The organism is Psychroserpens sp. AS72 (assembly GCF_038900375.1).
Taxonomy (GTDB): domain Bacteria; phylum Bacteroidota; class Bacteroidia; order Flavobacteriales; family Flavobacteriaceae; genus Psychroserpens.
Window position 1 is genome coordinate 276479 of the sequence record NZ_JBBMRC010000002.1, and the last position, 21536, is coordinate 298014.

The window sequence follows — 21536 nt, forward strand, 5'->3', positions numbered from 1 at the left end:
TTTTTAATAAGCATTGAAAATAAAGAATTATCTCATCCTTCCGAAGAAAACTTTTTAATATTAACATATTTTTAATCTGTTTTTATACTGAAACACCTTCTTCATAACAGATAATTTTCGATACATTTGTGTCACAATTTTTACTGAATTCAAAAATAATCGTAATGAAAAATACAGCCTTAACAGCAACTCACGAAGCGCTTGGTGCCAAAATGGTACCATTTGCAGGATATAATATGCCAGTACAATATGATGGTGTCAATGTAGAACATGAAGCGGTACGAACTGGTGTTGGTGTGTTTGATGTATCGCATATGGGAGAGTTTTTAATTGAAGGACCAAATGCCTTAGATTTAATACAAAAAGTGAGTAGTAATGATGCGTCAAAATTAACAATAGGTAAAGCACAATACAGCTGTTTACCTAATGATGATGGTGGAATTGTTGATGATCTCATCATTTACAAAATTAAAGAAGAAACGTACCTTTTGGTCGTTAACGCAAGTAATATTGAAAAAGATTGGAACTGGATTTCGTCTAAAAATGATGTTGGTGCTGAGATGAAAGATTTAAGTGAAGATTACTCTTTACTTGCTATTCAAGGTCCAAAAGCGGTTGAAGCCATGCAAGCTTTAACGACTCATGATCTTTCTGAAATTAAATTTTACAACTTCGTAGTTGGCGATTTTGCTGGAATTGATAATGTAATTATTTCTGCGACTGGTTATACAGGAAGTGGTGGTTTTGAAATCTATTGCAAAAACTCTGAAGTCAAGCAAATTTGGGATAAGGTTGTTGAAGCTGGCGCAAAACCAATTGGACTTGCGGCTCGTGATACCTTACGTTTAGAAATGGGATATTGTCTCTACGGAAATGATATAAACGACACAACTTCACCTATTGAAGCTGGTTTAGGATGGATTACAAAATTCTCAAAACAATTTACAAACTCTGAAGCTTTAGAACATGAAAAACGTCGTGGACCAGAACGTAAATTAGTTGCTTTTGAAATTGATGAGCGTGGTATTCCACGTCAAGGATATGATATTGTTGATTCTAGCGGAAAAAAAATTGGAGAAGTCACATCTGGAACGATGTCACCAAGTTTAGGTAAAGGTATTGGTTTGGGTTATGTTCCAACAATTTTTACAGATGTTGGTAGTAAAATTCATATCCAAATTCGAAAAAACTCAGTGCCTGCAACTGTAGTTAAATTGCCTTTTTATAAAGGGTAAGTTTACATAGCTGAGGGATTAATGAAGGAGTTTTCTAACAAACATCGCATCTTAATTTTAGGTGCTAGCGGATTTATAGGTAATGCCATTTACAAAGAACTGTTGGGTTACTTTAGGACGTTTGGTACGTATAGGATTCCGAAGAAAATATATGAAGATAACCATCAGTTTTTTCAATATAACGTTGAAGAAGATGATGTGTATGAAATTCTTGAAGCAACAAAACCTACCATTATCATTTCTTGTCTACGTGGCGAATTTAGAGCGCAAACGATAGCTCATCAACATATTGCAGAATATCTTCTAGTCAACGAATGCAAACTCATATTCTTATCGTCTGCTAATGTATTTGATGCTTACAGTAAATATCCAAGTTACGAATTAGACAAAACCTTAAGCGGAAGCGTTTATGGTCATTTTAAGATTAAGATTGAAAACATGTTGCTACGTCTTCCGAAGAAAAAAGTAGCAATCCTTAGATTACCAATGGTTTTGGGTTCTCAATCTCCAAGACTTAAAGAATTAAAACAACATTTGGAGGATAAAACTGCGATAGAGATATTCCCGAATATCATAATGAATGTCACCACAGACTCAAAATTAACGCAACAAATACATTACATCATCAACCAAAACAAATATGGGATATTCCATTTAGGAAGTACAGATTTAGTGCATCATGATGATTATTTCAAAGATATTGTTACACAAATTTCTTCAAAAAATGGTGTCATTTATAAACATGTGTACACGACTAATGAAGATCGCTATTTAGCAGTTTTACCAAAATTCAATAAGCTTCCAAAACATTTAGATATCACCAGTGCAGAAGTGCTAGAAGACTTAACTAAATAACAGTTTACAGTAAAAACTTATCTGTTTATCTTTTTTTATAGATTGAAAACTTAATTACACCTATTTTACAGCAAAAATATGCTACTTTTAAGTAAAAAATAGAGTTATGGGTTTGTTAACAGACGAAAATATAGAAAAACGATTACTTCGCTTTCCAGATTGGGAATATAGAAATAATGCATTATACGCAGAGTTTGAGTTTGATAATTTTAAAGATTGCTTTAGCGCAATGAGTAGAATTGCATTTGAGTGTGAAGCGCAACACCATCATCCAGAATGGACTAATGTTTACAACGTACTTAAGATTTCATTATCAACACATGATGCAAATGGTGTCACAGAAAAAGACTTTAAATTGGCAGATGCTATTGAAGCCATAGTTGAAGTTGAAGATTAAATTGGTTCAATATTTGTTGTTCTCACTTCAAGACACTCTATTTAAAACATATATGCTAAAAAATATACGTCCGTTTTTATTATTTTCTTTCATTTCTTTTTTTGGTTATAGCCAAAATGAAGCTGTTTTTTGCGATCAAGTCAAAGCTTTGAAAACAGTTGTAGAGCAAAATCATTATCAACCCAAAATTATTGATGATAGCTTATCAACACATGTGTTTGATTTATTTGTACACAATCTAGATGAAGACAAGCGTTTACTAACAATAAGTGATGTGACGATTTTTGAGAATGACCGTTTTTCAATTGATGATTACATCAATAACAATAGTTGCGATTTCATAGATAAATACGCTACGGTTCTAAATGAACGCATAGAAAAATCAAAAAAAATCATAACGAGTTTAGAGTCCGAAAATTTCGACTATTCGGGTAAAGACACATTACGTTTTACTCCTCAAGCAAAGTTTATTTATTTTAAAAATGAAGACGCTATAAAACGCTACTGGAGTAAACGATTGCGCTATAATATTTTATATACACTTGTAGAAAATGATTCTGTTTTAGCGCATATTCAAAGTGATTTCAAAACACTTGAAAGCGAATTAAAGCCTAAACTCATTCAGAAGGAATTATGCAAACTTGAAGAACTTCAAAATAGATTAGGAAGCGTTGACCATTTTGTAAAAGAAGCCTTTTTAAATGCGTATGTGCATTATCATGATCCTAACTCTTCATTTTTTAATGCTTCGGAAAAGGAACTATTTGAAAACTCGTTGTCTAATGATCAATTGTCATTTGGTATTATTACTGCTAAAAATGATGATGGAGATATTACCATTGTACACATAACTCCAGGAAGTTCTGCTTTTAACAATGGTAATTTTGAAGTTAATGATGTTATAAAATCACTGCATTCAAATTCTGAAACATTAGAAACGTATTGTGTATCTAATCAAGACGTGATGTCTTTTACAAGCGATCAAAACCACAATACAGTGACGTTTAAAATTAAGAAGCAAAACGGAACACTTCAAAGTATTGAGCTCACAAAAACCAAAACAAAAACAGAGGAAAACACAGTCTCAGGTTATATTATAGAAGATAAATCTAAAGTTGGATATATTAGTATTCCTAGTTTTTATTCTGATTTAGAATCTCCTAATGGACTCGGATTAGCAAATGATGTTGCTAAAGAATTATACAAGCTACAAAAAGAAAGCATAGAAGGCCTAATCCTTGACTTACGTTTTAATGGAGGTGGATCTATGAAAGAAGCGGCAGATTTGTCTGGTATGTTTATTAATAAAGGTCCTTTATCTATTTTGCGGTATCCTAATGGAGAAACCTACACGATTAAGGATATGAATAGAGGTGCTTTATTCACAAAACCAATTGTAGTTTTAGTAAATAATTATAGTGCATCAGCATCTGAGTTTTTTGCAGCCTCAATGCAAGATTACAATAGAGCTGTTATAGTTGGTTCTACAACACATGGTAAAGCTTCTGCACAAGTAATTTTACCTTTAGATATAGATGGTAGTTTAGGATTTTCTAAACTTACTGTAGAGAAATTTTATCGCGTGACTGGTAAAAGCCATCAAGCACAAGGTGTTGTACCAGATATTATATTGCCTAATCTGTATGATGGATTTAATACTCAAGAAGAATTTTCAGATTATGCACTTAAAAATGATTCTATTGCTGGTAAAAATTATCCAAAGCTTAAGCAACTACCAATAAATCAATTAAAAAAACAGAGTCTTGCTCGAGTTAATAACAATTCGACTTTTGAAGCGGTTAAGAAACTTAACCAATTGATCATAAAAAATTATTTTGAATTGGAAACAGAATATCCAATAACATTAGATAATGTATATCGCGAAATGACTACATACAGAAATGAATTTGAAACTATAAATTCACCTCTTAAAAATCATAGTTCGGGTTTTACAATTGAAAATACTGTATACTCAAAAGAAGTTATAAGTTATAATGACGACAAAAAAACAATAAATCAAGCCATTCTAAAAGATCTTAAAAATGATCTTTATATTGAAGAAGCCCAAGCTATACTTCAAGATTTACTTAACCTAATTCCTCTAAATTAAATATGAAAACTACTACTTTAAAATTAACCTTAGCCTTTTTATTTCTAGCGACTTCAATCACTGCTCAAAACTTTAATAATGCCTCAGAATATTTAGATTTTGTGGCTGAAGAGCAGGAAGAAATCACAAAAAACATGTGGAGATATACCAAAGCAGTAGCACACAGTAAAAGTGATAGAAGTATTGATGGTAAACGAAAAAAACTACTTAAAACAATAGATGAAGCCATTGCTAAAATCACAAAAGCAGATGGTTTTGAAGACGATGACTACAAGAATAAAGTATTGAGACACATGACCTTCAATAAAGATTTATTGAATCAAGATTATGCTAAAATCATTGATATGAAACAAGTAGCAGAACAATCATATGATGCCATGGAAGCATACATATTAGCTCAAGAATTAGCAGATCAAAAAATGGAAGAATCTCAACAAGAATACGAGAGAAACTTTTATGAATATGCTGCTAAACACAATATTCAAATTATAGAAAGCGAGTCTGATTTAGGTAAAAAAATGAAAATCTCCAATGAGGTTTTTGAACACTATCATGATATGTATCTTACGTATTTCAAAGTATACATCAACGAGGTTTACCTTATGGATGCTATTGAAAAAAATGATGTAAGCGCTATTCAACAAAATGCAAATGCACTTGCAGCGGCTGCAAAAGAAGGTTTAGAGATTTTAAAAACGAAAGACACTTACAAAAAGGATAAATCTATTATTGAAGCGACAAAAAAGGCTTTTGAATTCTTTATTGATGAAGGTGAAAACCAAATCCCAAAAATCACTGAGTTTTTAATTATCAACGAAGACTTTGAGAAAATAAAAACGACACTAGAACAAACTAATGAGCGTAAACGTACAAAGGAGCAAATAGACAATTACAATAAAAAAGTTAAAGAAGTAAATAAAGGTGCAGATACTTACAACAAAGTCAATACGCAACTTAACACCAATCGTCAAAACGCAATCAATGGTTTAAATAACACGAATGCTAACTTTTTGTCTAAGCATATTCCAAAAGATTAATTCAGTTATTAATTCGGAAATATGCCAACCACAATTATTGTCAATTCCATATAATTTCGATAATTTTGAAATTAATTACAACTACATAACAACTGATTCCCATTTTCATGGGAACTAAAAAATAAAATTTAGATGGGAAGAGCTTTTGAATTTCGTAAAGCAAGAAAAATGAAACGATGGTCTGCAATGAGCAAAGCCTTTACTCGTATAGGTAAAGACATTGTAATGGCAGTAAAAGAAGGTGGACCAGATCCAGATTCTAACTCTCGTTTACGTGCTGTAATTCAAAATGCCAAGGCAGTAAATATGCCTAAAGATAATGTAGAGCGTGCTATTAAAAAGGCTAGCGAAAAAGATCAAGGCGATTATAAAGAAGTTCTTTTTGAAGGGTATGCACAGCATGGTATTGCAGTTCTTATAGAAACAGCAACAGATAATAACACGCGTACAGTAGCAAACGTACGTTCTTATTTTAACAAAACTGATGGTAGTTTAGGAACCTCAGGTTCAGTTGTTTTTATGTTTGATCATACGTGTAATTTCAAAATTAAAGGAGAAGATTTAGATTTAGAGGACTTAGAATTAGAACTTATAGATTTTGGTGTAGAAGAAATTTTTGAAGACATTGACGAAGATGCAGATGGTAATGAAGAAAAAAGCGTCATGATTTATGCACCATTTGAAAGTTTTGGAAACATACAATCCTATTTAGAATCTAATAATTTAGAAATCATCTCATCTGGCTTTGAACGTATACCACAAGTTACAAAACCACTATCTCCAGAAGAAGCTCAGGACGTTGAAAAACTACTCGAAAAATTAGAAGAAGATGATGATGTACAAAATGTATATCATACGATGGAAGAATCTACTGAGGAGTAGTTTTTGCTAAAATCTTATTTTGTCATTCTAAAGGATCCCGATAACTATCGGGAGACTGAAGAATCTTTAATTAAAAACTAGATTCTTCGCTTTGCTATGAATGACAGAAATCTCAGGAATTCTTTGCCTCAATCCACTTACTCATATATTTCGTACTTTGTAAGGTGTGATGCTGTAATATTTGACCGATAAAATTGTGTTGTCTGTGTGCTTTCAAATTAGCTACTATATCTAATAATCGCTTTTTAAACTCACTTTCAAAATGAGACTTAGAAAATTGCTCTTCTAAAATCTCAAAACCTAAATTTTGTTGTTGCCTCCAAGTAGAAGTATCTGTATATAATTTTATAGAATAATTGATAAATTCTTCCGAAGCATCACAAACAAAATCCAGATTTACATCATCAACGATCCCTTCTACTCCAACAGACGTTGATACAAAAGGCGTTCCGTTTTGCATAGCATCAAAAAGTTTCCCTTTCAATCCTGCACCAAAACGAATTGGAGCCAAAAGCACTTTAGAGTGTTGCATCACTTTATTCACATCCTCAGCAAAACCTTTGATAAAAAACCCTTCTTTTTCGTTGTGCAACTGATTCACTTTTTGCGATGCATACGATCCATAGTTATGTAATTGAGCATTTGGCAATTTGGCTCTAATGCCTTTCCAAATAGTTTCTTTTAAATAGAGTAATGCATTGTAATTAGGTTCATGGAGAAAATTACCAATAGAAATAAAATGCTGTCGTTGGTCATAACTAGGTAAGGTTTTCTTTTGTGCTTCGGAAATCGCCTCAACAAGAAATGGCAGGTAAAATAATAACGAGCTCTCTATTTTAAACGTGTTTTGGAGTAGGCTCATTTCCGCAGTAGAAATAATTAAACTCAAATCACAACGATAGATACTTGCAATTTCGCGTTTTGATGTATCGTTAAATAAATCATCATTTGTAACCTCTACTTTGTCTTTAAACGCTTGCTGTCTCGCACGTCTTAAAAAGTGAAGATCTTCTGTATCTAGGATTTTAATAGCATTGGGACAATGTTGAGAAACGCGCCAACCAAATTGCTCCTCTGTCATAAATCGATCAAAAAGAACGATGTCTGGTTTCTGTTTTAAAATAAAATCATTAAAACTAGAATGGTTGAGCTCTATCGTTACTTTTTCTACGTCTATTGTGGATAAATCAAAGGCATTATCACTTTTAGCACAAGCACTTGCAAAGGTTATTTGATACTTTTGAGATTGAAAAAACGAAATCAGTTGCATCATCCTGCTTCCTGCTGCAGAACTCTTGGGCTCTGGCCAAAGGAAACCAATGATTAATAGTTTTTTATCCAAGGGTTGTCTATTCAGCTTTTAGTTGCTCTTGATAATTTGCTCTCACTCCTTTTCCCCAAGCAACAACTGCTGCGATTTGCTCATCGGTAAGATTTGCATCACCATGTGTGTAAGTATATGACTCTAGAGGCATATTTTTTTCTTCAACCTCTTCTATAAGCTCATGTATTTTATGCTCCTTCTTCTTTAAATTGTAACCATCCCAAGCAGAGATATTAAAATGCTTTTTACCATCTTTAACATGATCTGCCAACCAATAATTTACAGGTGTTATTTTGTTGTACCAAGGATATGTTGTGACATCAGTATGACAGTCATAACAGGTCGTTTCTAAAATATGTTTAACATCACTTGGCGGATTTGTCTCAGCAATAAAAGCATCTACAGTTACAATATCACCTTCATTTCTTTCTGGCCCAAAAAATTGCATAATTATAAATACAACTAATAGAACAACCAGAATTTTTTTTATAATTTTCATTTTTGTTAATTTTAATGATATAAAAATACGAAATCAACGTGACTACCAAAGAACTTTATGAAGAATTAAATTATGTGAATCACTCACGAGAAAAACGTTTGTATTATGCAAATTTAGTGATTGACAATCCAGATTTGATTCCGAAGTTATTAGATATATTATTTATGGTTGATGATAAAATTTCTTGTCGAGCAGCTTGGGTTTTTGAATTTATGTGTGGCGAAAAACTAGAAACGATCATCCTATATTTAGATCAATTTACTGAGCAAATGCATCGTGTTCATTTAGACCCAGCAGTGAGACCAGTTGCTAAAGTTTGCGAGTATCTTGCTAAAGCTTATTACGGAAATTATGAAACACTTATAAAATCTGCATTGCTCCCAAAACACAAAGAAAAAATTGTAGAAGCTTGTTTTGATTGGATGATAAACGATGAAAAAGTGGCTCCAAAAGCCTACAGCATGAGTACATTATTTCTCTTCGGAAAAGATATAGACTGGATTTACCCAGAATTAAAAATTATTTTGGAGCGTGATTTTCAAACTCAAAGCGCAGCATTTAAAGCTAGAGCAAGACAAATTTTAAAGAAAATTAATAAGTAAAAGTTGTAAGTACAAGCTTCTATCTTCGGTCTAAAAAAACTATCTTTACCCCTTTTAATTTTTGATACAAAACACACAACCAATGTCAATATCATCACTTAATGCCATCTCTCCTATTGATGGTCGCTATAGAAGTAAAGTTAGTAATCTTGCACCTTATTTTTCTGAAGAAGCTCTAATAAAATATAGAGTACTTGTAGAAATTGAGTATTTCATTGCGCTTTGCGAAGCAGATTTACCACAACTAGCAGGAATTAACAAAACAGTATTTGATGATTTGAGAGCTATTTACACGTCGTTTTCTTCGGAAGATGCACAAGCTATAAAAGATATTGAAGCGATTACAAACCATGATGTAAAAGCGGTTGAGTATTTCATAAAAGAAAAGTTTGACGCTTTAAAATTAGAAAAATATAAAGAGTTTATCCATTTTGGATTAACCTCTCAAGACATCAACAACACAGCCATCCCATTAAGTATTAAAGAGGCTATGAATGATGTTTATGTCCCTGAATATTTTGAAGTGCTTAATAAACTAAAAGCACTTGCTAAGGATTGGGCAGACATCCCAATGCTAGCAAGAACGCATGGTCAACCTGCTTCGCCAACACGTTTAGGAAAAGAAATAGAAGTTTTCGTAGTACGTTTGGAAGAGCAGTTTAATTTGTTAAATGATATTCCAAGTGCTGCAAAATTTGGTGGTGCTACAGGAAATTTCAATGCTCATAAAGTAGCCTACCCAAAAATGGATTGGAAAGCGTTTGGTTCAAAATTTGTTCAAGAAAAATTGGGTTTACAACACTCATTCCCAACGACTCAAATTGAACATTACGATCATATGGCTGCATTATTTGATGCTTTAAAACGTATCAATACGATTCTTATTGATTTAGATCGTGATATTTGGACCTATGTGTCAATGGAATATTTTAAACAAAAAATCAAAGCAGGTGAAGTTGGAAGTAGCGCAATGCCACATAAAGTAAATCCGATAGATTTTGAAAACTCTGAAGGTAACTTAGGTCTTGCAAATGCTATTTTTGAGCACTTATCTGCAAAACTACCTATTTCTAGATTACAACGTGATTTAACAGATAGTACTGTACTTAGAAACGTTGGTGTACCTTTTGGACATACCATCATTGGTTTTAAATCTACGCTGAAAGGCTTAAACAAGTTATTACTTAATGAGCCTAAGTTTGCTCAAGATCTTGAAAACAATTGGGCTGTGGTTGCTGAGGCGATTCAAACTATTTTACGTCGTGAAGCATATCCTAATCCTTATGAAGCATTAAAAGGCTTAACGAGAACTAATGAAACGATTAACGAACGTTCAATTTCAGAATTTATTGATACCTTAGATGTTTCCGAAGCTATTAAAACAGAATTAAAAGCCATTAACCCAAGCAACTATACAGGAATCTAATAGTATGAAAATGCCAACTAGAAATACATTAACATTGTTGTCTTCTGGACTTATTGTGCTTTGTTTTTTAATTTTTGGTATTTTAGATATTCTAGATTATGTCATTGTAAAAATCATCTTGTTTTCTTCATTTGCACTATTAGCGGCTTATTTAATACGTATTGTGCTTAAAGATTCTGAGACTGAAGAACACAGCAACTCTCAATAAATTTATTTTTCCCTTCGGAAAATCGCTTACAAAAAAACCACTTCAAGTGGTCAGACCTGAAGTGGCATATGCTACCAAATAAATTTCTAAATAATCGATTAAATTTGTTTCTTTTTCCTTTTTATTTAAATATAAAATAGAACCTTAACTAAGGCTATGCTTAGATTTTCTATTTCCTAAAAAGAAAGAATATTTCAAATTTATTAACTATCATTTCAATATTCATTTGGTATTAACATTTAAATCAATATTAAATATTGGTTTAAATCAAGAAGTCATTTAAAATCACTTCTCTATGTGATAAGCTTTAAAGGCTTATTTAAAAAATCCTGAAAACTTTTCTAATGGTGAGTTTTCAATATCAGACTCTTGTAATACTTTAGCTAATTCTGCAATTTTATTGAAATTCATATCGTCTCCTAAAACTCTAATAACTCCAAATCCTGCAGTGTTAGAATTTCCGAAGAGAATAAACTCCTCAATATCATCTCCTTCTCCTATACATTTGATGACGAATTTTCCGTCGGTTGAATTTCCACCACGCATCAATTCTTCATATTTAGGATTTTTAAGAATCGTATTTACTTTAGCATACTCAATATCCATTTGTTCTTGGTTATTGTCATCTAAAACAAAAGCAATTAAGCTTAATTTCTCAATAGATTCATAGGCTTCCAATTGCTCCTCAGTAAGGGAATCTTCATCTATATCTAATATACTAACAGGCACATCTAGAGATGTAAATCCTGGTGCTAATTCATTGTCAACGTAGTACGTTTGCAATGTTAAATCTTGGTTGCAACTTTGTAAAGTCACAACCAAAATTAACATAGTGATTATTGATTTGATTGATGTGTTCATCTTAGTTTCTTTTACCTACTTTCTCTAAATTCTTTCCTCCAGGTACATTCATTGTACTTGTGATTTTAGAGATTTCTCTTAAATCGATATCTCCAGTTATCGAAACTACTACAGTTTCAAACTCACGTTTTTCGCCATTAATTGTGATACTCTTATCTTTAGTAAGCTCTTGTAAACCACTAATAAGCATGAACAATTCTTTTACATGGTTCTCATCTTTACCTTCTTTCACATAGAATTTCACGGTTTGATCACCATCTTTAAAACGCATTAATTCACTTAAGTTTGCTTTGTTGATATGACCTTCGGCATCTGCTTTCATATTTGCAGAAATTTTAGAATTACCAGTACTTAAAATTTTGACACTTTCAATTTTCTTTACCATCTCCATAAATTTCTGTGCATCTGGATCATCTAAATCAATGTCTATGGTAGCAAGCATGCTAAACATTTTTTGATTGATAACTCCTGAGCTTACATCTTTCATGTCCTCATATTTATCAAACATACTTTGACCAAATGAGACTGAACTTACTAAAGCTATTGCGAATATTAATATAAATTTTTTCATAATTTCTTGTTTTAATTTTTACTTGTTTTTGTTTTGTTTTTTCTTTTTTGATTTTAAAATCTTGTTGGTTGCTTTTGAAAACTCTGCAACATGTTCAAAGTTCTCTGCACCTTGAGATAATTTATTAGACATTAAGCCAAACGCTGCCATATTGCTTTCACCTTGTTCAAATTTTGAACCTACAAGGTCAAAAACTTCTACAGCTTGGTTGTATGCTATTTGCTGTTCTACTGTGAGATCACCAATTGTCTTTTTCTTATCACCAAATTGGGTGGTGAAAATCCCTAACGAGAGTACTAATAATGCAGCGACAGAAATCCATTGATAGATGTAACTCTTTTTAGTTTTTAACGGAACGTCTTTTGTATATAAATCCTCTTGTTTTGTTGTGTTAAAGTATTGAAACATGGTTTTGTAAGACTCCAAATGTGGTGCAACCTCATCTTGAGCAAAATACGCTTTGAGTTGCTGCTCTTCTTTAATGGTTGTCTCACCATTGTCGTACTTTTCCAGTAATTTTTCTATACTATTTAATACCATAGCGATGTGTATTAGTTAATTTTTCTCTTATTGTTTTTCTAGCTCTTGATAACGCGACTCTAATTGCTGTAGGATTCATATCTACTACTTTTGCAATCTCATCAAAGTCATACTCTTCTATATCTCTAAGCTGTAATATTATTTTCTGTTGTTCTGGTAACTCTTCAATTATTTTAGACACCCAATCTACACTATCTCTAGCTTCAACTTGTTTTTCTAATGAGGTGTTATTCTCTTCGTAATTACTATGAACTATTTTCAAATTTTGTGCCTGTTTTGATTTTAATCTGTCTAAACAAAAATTCTTTGTCATTGTCATCGCAAAAGCTTCAATATTGCGATACTCTTTAATATTTTGTTTCTTATTCCATAATTTCAATAAAATCTCTTGCGTTGCGTCTTCTGCTTCTTCACGAGAAACTAGAAGTCTTTTTGCTAAACGAAAGACTTTATCCTTAAAAGGCAATACCAATTTTGTAAAATCAGTTTGTGTCATTTGTGGTTTGTTAGTTAAAAAACGAGTGATTAATTCCGCTTCTTATTATTACGACGAACATGTTTCAGTTTTGTTACAATCTATAATTTATATTAATTAGACCTGTCACATTGAGCGTAATCGAAATGCTTAGCATTACTAATAAATATCATTCGCAATATATTTTTTAATTTACAATAATGTAAGTAAATTTAGAGTTTACTAGACTAACTTAGTAATAGAAGTTGAAAAGGAAAATTAATCTAAAATTTCAGAATAAAAGTAGGACAACGCTATGATCTCTTTTTCTCTTCGGAAATTTTAAAACACAAAAACTACATGAACGTATTTAAAATTAGTCTGTTATTAATTCTAACACTGTCAATGACAAGTTGTTTTGAAGATAGAGACGATAATGCAATTGCTGCAAGTGAGATTAACGATTTTGTTTGGAAAGGTATGAATGCAGTGTATTTATATAAAGACGATGTACCAGATTTAGCAAATGATCGTTTTACGACCAATGAGCAGTATGGTAATTATTTAAGTGGCTTTACTGCACCCGAAAACTTATTTGAAAGTCTTATTTATCAAAGAGCAACGGTTGATCGCTTTAGTGTAATTGTTGATGACTATATTGCTCTCGAACAACAATTTAATGGTATCTCTACAAGCAACGGAATGGAATTTGGCTTATTTAGATTCAATGAAACTGATACTGAACTTTATGGTTATGTACAATATGTGATGCCAAATACATCTGCCGAAACTCAAGGTGTAACACGAGGTGATATATTTTATGGTGTTGATGGAGTCCAACTCACAGTAGATAATTATATTAATTTACTTTTTAGTTCTAACAGTAGTTATACTATTAATATAGGAAATTATGATGATAACGGAACCAACGATGATCCAAATGATGATAGTGTATTAGAAACTACAAATTCAATTGAGTTAACGAAACAACCTTATACTGAAAATCCAATTCTAATTAGTAACGTTTTAAATCTAAATGCTAATACAGTTGGCTATTTAATGTATAATGGATTTACAGGTACAGATGCTTTTGATTCTCAACTTAATGCTGTTTTTGCAGATTTCAATGCTGCTGGAGTTACAGATTTAGTTATCGATTTAAGATATAATGGTGGTGGATCGGTAAATACTGCCATATGGTTATCTTCAATGATTACAGGACAATTTACAGGAGACTTATTAGTAAGTGAACAATGGAATAGTGAACTACAAGCACAAATTGAAAATAATAATCCGCAAAGTCTATTAAACCCTTTTGTTGATGAAATGAGAAAGTTTAATACTGATGGTGATGTGGTATTTCAAGAAAGCATCAATCATCTTAATCTAAATAAGGTGTATATCTTAACGACTAGAGGAACAGCATCTGCAAGTGAACTGGTTATAAATGGTCTAAATCCATATATAGACGTTATACAAATAGGAAGTACGTCTAGAGGAAAATATCAAGCATCGATTACAATTTACGATTCTCCAAATCTTGGAAGAGCAGATGCAAATCCAAATCATACTTATGCTATGCAACCTTTAATATTTAAAACGGTAAATTCTGTTGGATTTACTGATTTTGATTCTGGTCTAGTTCCAAACATTATTGTTAATGAAAACTTTGGTAATCTTGGCGTTTTAGGATCCGTAGATGAACCATTATTAGCTGCAGCAATAGCAGACATTGAAGGTACAGGAAGGATAAGCAATCAAAATAATTATGATATCAAATCATTTAAAAGTTCTAAAGATTTTAAACAATTTTCAACAGATATGTATATCGATACTAATACAACGATATTAAACAGACTAGAATTAAAATAATAACTATCATTTTAGATATAAAAAAGCCACTCCTTTGAGTGGCTTTTTTATTGTTTATTTTAATCTAAATAGACTGTACTTAGTTGAAGTAAATTTTAGATGCTCCTAAACCTACATTAAAACTATTGAGTTCACTTCCTGAGCTTAAATCATAAATTAAAAGTTCACTTTGCTCTGTAAAACTAGCATCTGTTACATACAATAAACCATTATTAATTGCCATTCCGTATGCATAATTTGCTGTTATATCAAAAACTGGAGTACTTGGCAATGTTGTATCTGCATCTGCTAAACCATACACCGAATTATTTAAAACATAGTACGTCATACCATTACTATAAGTCATTAATTCAGGATGTGCACCTACAGGAAATTCTAAAGAAGATGTTACAGTATTATCATTAACATTAATTCTAGTTATTGCTCCTTCTGTTTCTAAAGGTGGATCTGCCCAAACAATATTAGCACCTGTACTTAATACGACTAAATTACCTGCTGCATCAAAAGCCATTTCATCTGGTACATCATTAACTGTGATTGTTTCAACTGTATTAGTAGATAAATCCATAGCGGAAATAATATTATTGGTATTATATCCACCTTTATGAGATACAAATAACGTTTCATTATTAGAAATTAACTGTTCTGGTCCTTCTCCTACCAAAACTGTAGATTCAACAGTATTACTTGTTAAATCAAGAACTGCAATAAAATCATCTGTTGCCACATTAGGATCTCCCCAATTTGAAACATAAGCTTTTCCATTCGCAAAACTTATATAACGAGGAGCACTTAATCCTGTTGTGATAGTTGTCACTTTTTCAAAAGTATAACGATCTACAACTGTAATTGAATTAGCTGTATCAGTAATGATGTAAGCTAAATCACCATTAAAACCAATAGACTGTAAATACACACCTAAAGCTTCATTGTTAACATTAAAATAAATTTGATTTTCTGTAGTTGTAAAATCTGAAGAAATAAATGAAACCGATCCTGCAGGACCTCCTTCTCCACTTACTAAAATCCCATTCTCGTAAGCTCCAAGAGGTTCTGGATTAAAATCATCATCATTTGAGCACGAAACCACTAATAATGACATTGCAATAATTGATAAAAAAACTTTTTTCATTGTAATTAATTTAAAATTTATAGAGTATTTGAATATTAAAATTTCGGTTTGGCATTGGTCTAAAAGCCACGTTTTGATACTTTTGGTTATATAGATTACTGAGTTTAAAACCAAGATCTATTTGATGATTCTCTTTTTCTAAAATCTCGTAGTTGCAACCAACATTAGCAACATTAAAAGCGTCTACACTATATAACGCACTAGATAAATTATCTGCTGTAGTAAATACGTCTCCATTGTATATCTGTTGATAATACATAGAATAGCGTTTAAAACGATATGCTAGATTAATATTAGCAGTATGAAATGGCACATAAATGAGTTGATTTTTAGTTTCAATGTCTTCGGAAACTGTATAAGCATAATTTAGTCTCAACTTAAATTGATGTGCTTTTATAGATTTCTCAAGTGCTGCACTTACTTCTAATCCGTAATTTTGAGTTTCTGCAACATTATCTGGACTCCATAATCCTGAAGTATTTGGCATCCATTGAATCAAATCTTTCGTTTTTATATAAAACGTATTTAGATTTAATTCAATTGATTTAGTTTTAAAATTTTGGCCTAAATCTATTTGGTAAGATGTTTCGGATTTTAAATTAAGGTTACCGCCTGGTTGCCAATACAAATCATTAAATGTTGGCACTCTATAATTTTTAGAGGTATTGACGGTTATTTTATAAGATTTTGAAATAGTATGAGCAACATCAAAAGCAAATACCAACGGACTATCAAAACCAGAAGTAAAATCCTGTCTTAGACTAAAACCATAATTCCACTTATTGTTAGCTTTATAATCTAAAATTGCTGTAGTAGAAAATGCTTGTCTGTTAGGATTCCCAAAACTACTTCCTTCTCCTTTATAATAGTTATAATCTACTGTTGTGTTAAGTTTTAGTTTTTGTGATAAATGTACATCAGCATTATAATTTGCAATGAACGTATTTACTTTTCCGAAGGAATACGCATCAGAATCCTGGTTACCAAAATATTTAAAATGCTCTTGAAGATGCGCTATCTTAAATTTCGAAGTCAAACTCGCGCTACGTCGCGTCCACTCCAACAATGTTCTCAAATTAAAATCTTCGTATTTACTATTTGAAGGTGAATTTGTAGTGCCAGATAATTGACGATCACTACTATAATTTTGATGGTACAATTTTAGTACATTATTTTTAGACAAAACATAACCAACATTAACGCTTAAATCAAGATTATGAAAGGCACCATTTTCATTTTTTAAGTCTGTTCCAAGAAAGCGGTAATCATTTTCAGAATTCACATAAGCAGCACCAATATTTGCTGACCATGTTCCATTTCCGAAGGACGCATTATAACTCATATTTTGCGTATCAAAACTCCCGAAAGCAACTAGAATGCGATTATCAAAGTGTTTTTTAAAATCTAAATCATTAGACAAATGAATTGTACCACCAATCGCTCCACTACCATATTGCACGCTCCCTCCTCCACTTCTTATGCTTATATTATCGTAATTTACGGTTGAAATAGTGTTGAAATCTACTTGTCCGTTGAGCTGAGAATTAATATTAATTCCGTTCCAAATCACAGCTGTTTGAGATGCATTTGTTCCTCTAAACGATGGAGATGACACCATACCATAACCATTTTCTTTAAAGTAAATATTGGAATTGAAACGTAGAATATCTGTTAATGAAGATTTATATTTTCTCAAAATAGAATCACTCAATACAGTTAGTTTGTAACCTTTAGCGTATCGTTTTAACTTGACGTCACTCAACACCACCTCATCCAGCTTTTGAATAGAATCCAAAGTTGTTTGCGACCAAGTTAAACTGCTAAAAAGCAGAAATAAAGAAAATAGTGTTATCTGTCTCATACCTCAAAGACTTTTCTCCCGAAAGTCATTTTTGATTTAAGAATTTGGCAGGTCTCCTGACTTGCGTCTTGTTATTGGTCTTCCCAGAAAAATTATTTTCCAGTGACTTGAAGGTAATAACAAGCTTTATAGCTTACAGTTGCGGGAACAGTTCTGGAATTGAAAATTATTTCTCACCAGATTCCCTTTTAATTGACTTTGTCGTCATTCTGAATTTATTTCAGAATCTCATCATACTTTTAAGTATGTGATTAGCGATTTAGTCAAACCAAAATTCAAATGCAAAAGTAGTATATTAAAGTAACTCGATAAGACAAATTGTTACTTTTTCTTATTCATTTTATAGATAAGATAAATGAATCCAATTAAAAAATGGGCAATAATAATACCTGCAACAATATATAATGTTAAATTTGAATCGCCTCTCATGGTATAATTTTTATCAAAATTAATGATAAATCATCAATCTAAAAGTTACAAATGTTACCAATGAAATATTTTAGAATATTATTACTTCTTTTAATTATAAGTTCATGTAAAAATGAGACAAAACAAGATCTAATTACAACTCCTACAACTCAACACCAAGAGTTAAAATATGCCGAAGGCTTTTTAGTTACAAATGCTAAAAACTATAAACTACTAACAATTAAAAGTCCTTGGCCTAAGAGTGAAAAAGTTTTTAAATATGTATTAATTTCTGCGGAAGAAGCTGCTAAAACAACATTTTTGAAAGATGAATTTGATGGTATTATCATAACACCTGTTCAAAAAATTGTAGTAACCTCAACAACTCATATTCCAGCGTTAGAACTTTTAGAAGTTGAAGAAACTCTAATAGGATTTCCTGGAACAGATTATGTGTCTTCAGAAAAAACAAGAGCTAGAATAGATAACGGAAACGTAAGAGAATTAGGAAAAAATGAAGGGATCAATACCGAAGTTTTATTAGAATTACGTCCAGACGTTGTAGTCGCTTTTGGTGTTGATGGTACCAATAAAAGTATGGAAACAATTCAAAAAGCTAGAATCCCTGTGATTTATAATGGAGATTGGGTTGAAAAATCACCTTTAGCAAAAGCAGAATGGATCAAGTTTTTTGGTGCACTCTACAATAAAGAAAAAGTAGCAGATTCTATTTTTAACCAAATAGAACAGGATTATTTAGACGCAAAAAAAATTGCTTCAAATTCTACAACACGTCCAACTGTTTTATGTGGAGCGATGTATAAAGATGTTTGGTATTTACCAAATGGTACAAGTGCAGAAGCACAATTTTTAAATGATGCCAATGCAAATTATTTATGGAGTGACACAAAAGAAACAGGAAGCATCGCTTTAAGTTTCGAAGCCGTTTTTGATAAAGCTAAAACTACAGATTTATGGTTAAGTCCGTCGTATTATTCTAGTTACGAAGCACTAGAAAAATCGAATCCTCATTATAAGCAGTTTAGCGCATTTCAAAATAAAAATGTTTATACGTTTTCTAATACCACAGGTAAAACTGGAGGAGTTACCTATTATGAATTAGGAATGGCTCGACCAGATTTAGTACTCAAGGACATGATAAAAATTTGTCATCCTGAATTATTACAAGATTATGAAACGACATTTTTTAAGCCTTTGAAATTAACTAATAAAATAGACTAATGTCATTCAGAGCATTCCGACGACAGTCGGAGTCGAAGAATCTTTTTAATAAAATTCAAATTAAATAATGAGATTCCTCGTTCCTCGGAATGACAAATGTGAATGACAACAAAATATGAAAACCAAGCACACATATTCATTCTTTATCTTAGCAATTGTATTATTGCTATGCTTTGTTGTGAATATTAGTTTAGGATCTGTGAGTATTCCATTTTCCGAAGTAATTGCAAGTGTTTTTGGAAATTCTAACAATGAATCTTGGCAATATATCATTCAGGATTATAGATTACCAAAGGCATTTACAGCGATTTTGGTTGGTTCTGGTTTAGGTATTTCAGGATTGTTGATGCAAACGTTATTTCGTAATCCGTTGGCTGGACCATTTGTTTTAGGAATAAGTTCTGGAGCAAGTTTAGGCGTTGCTTTAGTTATTTTAGGTTCTGGATTATTTGGAGGTATTTTTGCAAGTGTACTCATTTCTAAGTGGAGTATTGTAATTGCAGCAAGTTTAGGAAGTTTTCTAGTCTTATTAGCAGTATTACTCGTTTCCTCAAAAGTGAGAGACACAATGGCCATTTTAATTATTGGATTGATGTTTGGTAGCATTACAGCAGCAATAGTGAGTGTTCTCTCCTATTTTAGTTCTGCGGAACAATTGCAACAATATATATTTTGGGGCTTTGGAAGTTTAGGAAATCTCTCATGGAATGAATTGTTTATTTTCTTCGGAATATATCTCCTAGGAATTCTATTAGCCATCTTCTCAATTAAAGCATTAAATACATTTTTATTAGGAGAAAATTATGCTAAAAGCTTAGGTTTAGATGTCAAAACAAGCAGATTTATTATCATCATCGCTACCAGTTTATTAGCAGGAACCATAACTGCTTTTGCAGGACCTATTGCGTTTATCGGGTTGGCAATTCCGCATATGACAAGACAAATTTTCAATACTTCTAATCATAAACTATTGTTACCAGCTGTATTTTTATTTGGAGCTATTGTGATGCTTATTTGTGATAGTATTGCACAATTACCATCAAGTGATTATACGCTACCAATTAATGCTATTACCTCTTTAATTGGAGCTCCTGTGGTGGTCTGGTTATTGGTACGACAACGTAAAATGGTGTTTTAAATGACAAAAAGCAGCAAACATACCATCCTAAAAACCAAACACCTTTCCATTGGCTATAAAACCAAGAAAGGCACATCTGTTATTGCAGACAACATCAACCTAGAGCTCAAACAAGGAGAACTCATTGGTCTTGTTGGTGCCAATGGAATTGGAAAATCTACACTTTTAAGAACTTTAGCGACTATCCAAGAACCGTTGGATGGTAGTATTGAAATAAATGACATTCTAATTGAAAATCATACTGCTCTAGATTTAGCTAAAACGATGAGTTTGGTGCTAACTGAGCAATTGATGTCTAAAAACTTGTCGGTTTTTGAGTTGGTGGCTTTGGGTCGTCAGCCGTATACTAATTGGGTTGGAAATTTATCTGAGAGAGATATTTCCGAAGTAAAAAAAGCTATAGAGCTTACAAACATTACAGACATACAACATCGTAAATGTTTTGAGTTAAGTGATGGTCAACTTCAAAAAGTCATGATTGCAAGAGCATTGTCTCAAGATACTCATTTGATTATTCTAGATGAACCTACGACACATTTAGACATGTATCACAAAGCTTATATTTTGAAACTGCTTCAAAACCTTGCAAAAGAGACTAATAAAACGATACTATTTTCGTCGCATGAGATTGATTTAGCGATACAATTGTGTGACACGATGATTGTGATGACTCCTGATGATGTGGTTACAGATTCGCCTTGTAATCTAATTATGAAAGGAACATTTGAAACTCTCTTTCCGAAAGATTTGATTGGATTTGATAAAAATACGGGGAGTTTTAAGGTTAAAAATGACAATTAATGTCGCTAGTCTTATTATTTTAAGCTATTTTTAGATGATTGAAAATCAGATTTTTAAAAACATTTCAATCCCCACTTTTTA

21 protein-coding genes and 1 riboswitch are annotated in these 21536 nt (G+C 31.9%); of the genes, 13 read left to right on the plus strand and 8 right to left on the minus strand.

All coding sequences use genetic code 11. The annotated features are described in order from the left end of the window. Positions 1 to 164: 164 nt before the first annotated feature. The 6 genes from gcvT (at position 165) to WNY78_RS04780 (ending at position 6516) form a co-directional block, all read left to right on the plus strand. A complete protein-coding gene (gcvT, locus tag WNY78_RS04755; protein ID WP_342872041.1) occupies positions 165 to 1235 on the plus strand; it encodes a glycine cleavage system aminomethyltransferase GcvT in 1071 nt (356 codons plus the stop codon). Between the two features lie 21 nt (positions 1236 to 1256). Continuing rightward, complete coding sequence (locus WNY78_RS04760) at positions 1257 to 2090, plus strand: sugar nucleotide-binding protein (RefSeq protein WP_342872042.1); 834 nt, start codon at positions 1257 to 1259, stop codon at positions 2088 to 2090. Between the two features lie 106 nt (positions 2091 to 2196). Beyond that, complete coding sequence (locus tag WNY78_RS04765; RefSeq protein ID WP_342872043.1) at positions 2197 to 2487, plus strand: 4a-hydroxytetrahydrobiopterin dehydratase; 291 nt, start codon at positions 2197 to 2199, stop codon at positions 2485 to 2487. Between the two features lie 52 nt (positions 2488 to 2539). Further along, positions 2540 to 4597 carry a carboxy terminal-processing peptidase gene (locus tag WNY78_RS04770; RefSeq protein ID WP_342872044.1) on the plus strand — a complete coding sequence of 686 codons (2058 nt, stop codon included), beginning with the start codon at positions 2540 to 2542 and terminating at the stop codon, positions 4595 to 4597. 2 nt (positions 4598 to 4599) lie between these two features. Further along, positions 4600 to 5634, plus strand: coding sequence for a hypothetical protein (locus WNY78_RS04775; protein ID WP_342872045.1), 1035 nt, complete (start codon positions 4600 to 4602; stop codon positions 5632 to 5634). 132 nt (positions 5635 to 5766) lie between these two features. Further along, entirely contained in the window at positions 5767 to 6516 is a 750-nt protein-coding gene (locus WNY78_RS04780) for a YebC/PmpR family DNA-binding transcriptional regulator (protein ID WP_342872046.1), read from the plus strand. A gap of 112 nt (positions 6517 to 6628) precedes the next feature. On the opposite strand, the gene WNY78_RS04785 is transcribed toward WNY78_RS04780, so the two are convergent. Together WNY78_RS04785 and WNY78_RS04790 are read right to left on the minus strand one after the other, a co-directional pair. After that, the gene (locus WNY78_RS04785) at positions 6629 to 7858 is read right to left on the minus strand and encodes a glycosyltransferase (RefSeq protein ID WP_342872047.1); all 1230 of its coding nucleotides are present in this window, start codon (positions 7856 to 7858) and stop codon (positions 6629 to 6631) included. A gap of 7 nt (positions 7859 to 7865) precedes the next feature. Next, entirely contained in the window at positions 7866 to 8339 is a 474-nt protein-coding gene (locus WNY78_RS04790) for a heme-binding domain-containing protein (RefSeq protein ID WP_342872048.1), read from the minus strand. 38 nt (positions 8340 to 8377) lie between these two features. On the opposite strand from WNY78_RS04790, the gene WNY78_RS04795 reads away from it, so the two are divergent. The 3 genes from WNY78_RS04795 to WNY78_RS04805 all read left to right on the plus strand — a co-directional run bounded on the left by WNY78_RS04795 (position 8378) and on the right by WNY78_RS04805 (position 10575). Then, positions 8378 to 8941 (plus strand): adenylosuccinate lyase, encoded by a 564-nt coding sequence (locus WNY78_RS04795; protein ID WP_342872049.1) that lies wholly within the window; start codon positions 8378 to 8380, stop codon positions 8939 to 8941. Between the two features lie 82 nt (positions 8942 to 9023). After that, entirely contained in the window at positions 9024 to 10367 is a 1344-nt protein-coding gene (purB, locus tag WNY78_RS04800) for an adenylosuccinate lyase (protein WP_342872050.1), read from the plus strand. Positions 10368 to 10371: 4 nt separating this feature from the next. Continuing rightward, entirely contained in the window at positions 10372 to 10575 is a 204-nt protein-coding gene (locus WNY78_RS04805) for a hypothetical protein (RefSeq protein ID WP_342872051.1), read from the plus strand. Between the two features lie 315 nt (positions 10576 to 10890). Here the strand turns inward: WNY78_RS04805 and WNY78_RS04810 are convergent, their stop codons facing one another. From WNY78_RS04810 to WNY78_RS04825, 4 genes are read right to left on the minus strand one after another with little or no spacing between them, the layout of a single operon-like run. Beyond that, positions 10891 to 11436, minus strand: coding sequence for a DUF4252 domain-containing protein (locus WNY78_RS04810; RefSeq protein WP_342872052.1), 546 nt, complete (start codon positions 11434 to 11436; stop codon positions 10891 to 10893). 1 nt (position 11437) lies between these two features. Next, positions 11438 to 12007 carry a DUF4252 domain-containing protein gene (locus WNY78_RS04815; protein ID WP_342872053.1) on the minus strand — a complete coding sequence of 190 codons (570 nt, stop codon included), beginning with the start codon at positions 12005 to 12007 and terminating at the stop codon, positions 11438 to 11440. Between the two features lie 18 nt (positions 12008 to 12025). Further along, positions 12026 to 12547, minus strand: a complete 522-nt coding sequence (locus WNY78_RS04820; protein ID WP_342872054.1) for a hypothetical protein — start codon at positions 12545 to 12547, stop codon at positions 12026 to 12028. Beyond that, on the minus strand, positions 12534 to 13043 hold the full coding sequence (locus tag WNY78_RS04825; protein WP_342872055.1) for a sigma-70 family RNA polymerase sigma factor: 510 nt from the start codon (positions 13041 to 13043) through the stop codon (positions 12534 to 12536). The genes WNY78_RS04820 and WNY78_RS04825 overlap by 14 nt, the downstream gene beginning before the upstream one ends. A 318-nt stretch (positions 13044 to 13361) precedes the next feature. Here WNY78_RS04825 and WNY78_RS04830 point away from each other — a divergent pair, with 318 nt between their 5' ends. Continuing rightward, positions 13362 to 14873 (plus strand): S41 family peptidase, encoded by a 1512-nt coding sequence (locus tag WNY78_RS04830; RefSeq protein WP_342872056.1) that lies wholly within the window; start codon positions 13362 to 13364, stop codon positions 14871 to 14873. Between the two features lie 79 nt (positions 14874 to 14952). Here WNY78_RS04830 and WNY78_RS04835 read toward each other — a convergent pair whose 3' ends face one another. Beyond that, entirely contained in the window at positions 14953 to 16005 is a 1053-nt protein-coding gene (locus WNY78_RS04835) for a YncE family protein (protein ID WP_342872057.1), read from the minus strand. A 10-nt stretch (positions 16006 to 16015) separates the two neighbouring features. Continuing rightward, positions 16016 to 17866: a TonB-dependent receptor gene (locus WNY78_RS04840; protein WP_342872058.1), complete on the minus strand. Its 1851-nt coding sequence runs from the start codon at positions 17864 to 17866 to the stop codon at positions 16016 to 16018. Positions 17867 to 17894: 28 nt separating this feature from the next. Beyond that, a riboswitch (cobalamin riboswitch) is annotated at positions 17895 to 18095 on the minus strand. Positions 18096 to 18355: 260 nt separating this feature from the next. On the opposite strand from WNY78_RS04840, the gene WNY78_RS04845 reads away from it, so the two are divergent. The 3 genes from WNY78_RS04845 to WNY78_RS04855 all read left to right on the plus strand — a co-directional run bounded on the left by WNY78_RS04845 (position 18356) and on the right by WNY78_RS04855 (position 21455). Next, positions 18356 to 19516, plus strand: coding sequence for an ABC transporter substrate-binding protein (locus WNY78_RS04845; protein WP_342872059.1), 1161 nt, complete (start codon positions 18356 to 18358; stop codon positions 19514 to 19516). A gap of 115 nt (positions 19517 to 19631) precedes the next feature. After that, a complete protein-coding gene (locus tag WNY78_RS04850; RefSeq protein ID WP_342872060.1) occupies positions 19632 to 20654 on the plus strand; it encodes an iron ABC transporter permease in 1023 nt (340 codons plus the stop codon). After that, complete coding sequence (locus WNY78_RS04855; protein ID WP_342872061.1) at positions 20655 to 21455, plus strand: ABC transporter ATP-binding protein; 801 nt, start codon at positions 20655 to 20657, stop codon at positions 21453 to 21455. It begins immediately after the preceding gene. Positions 21456 to 21536: the final 81 nt, after the last annotated feature.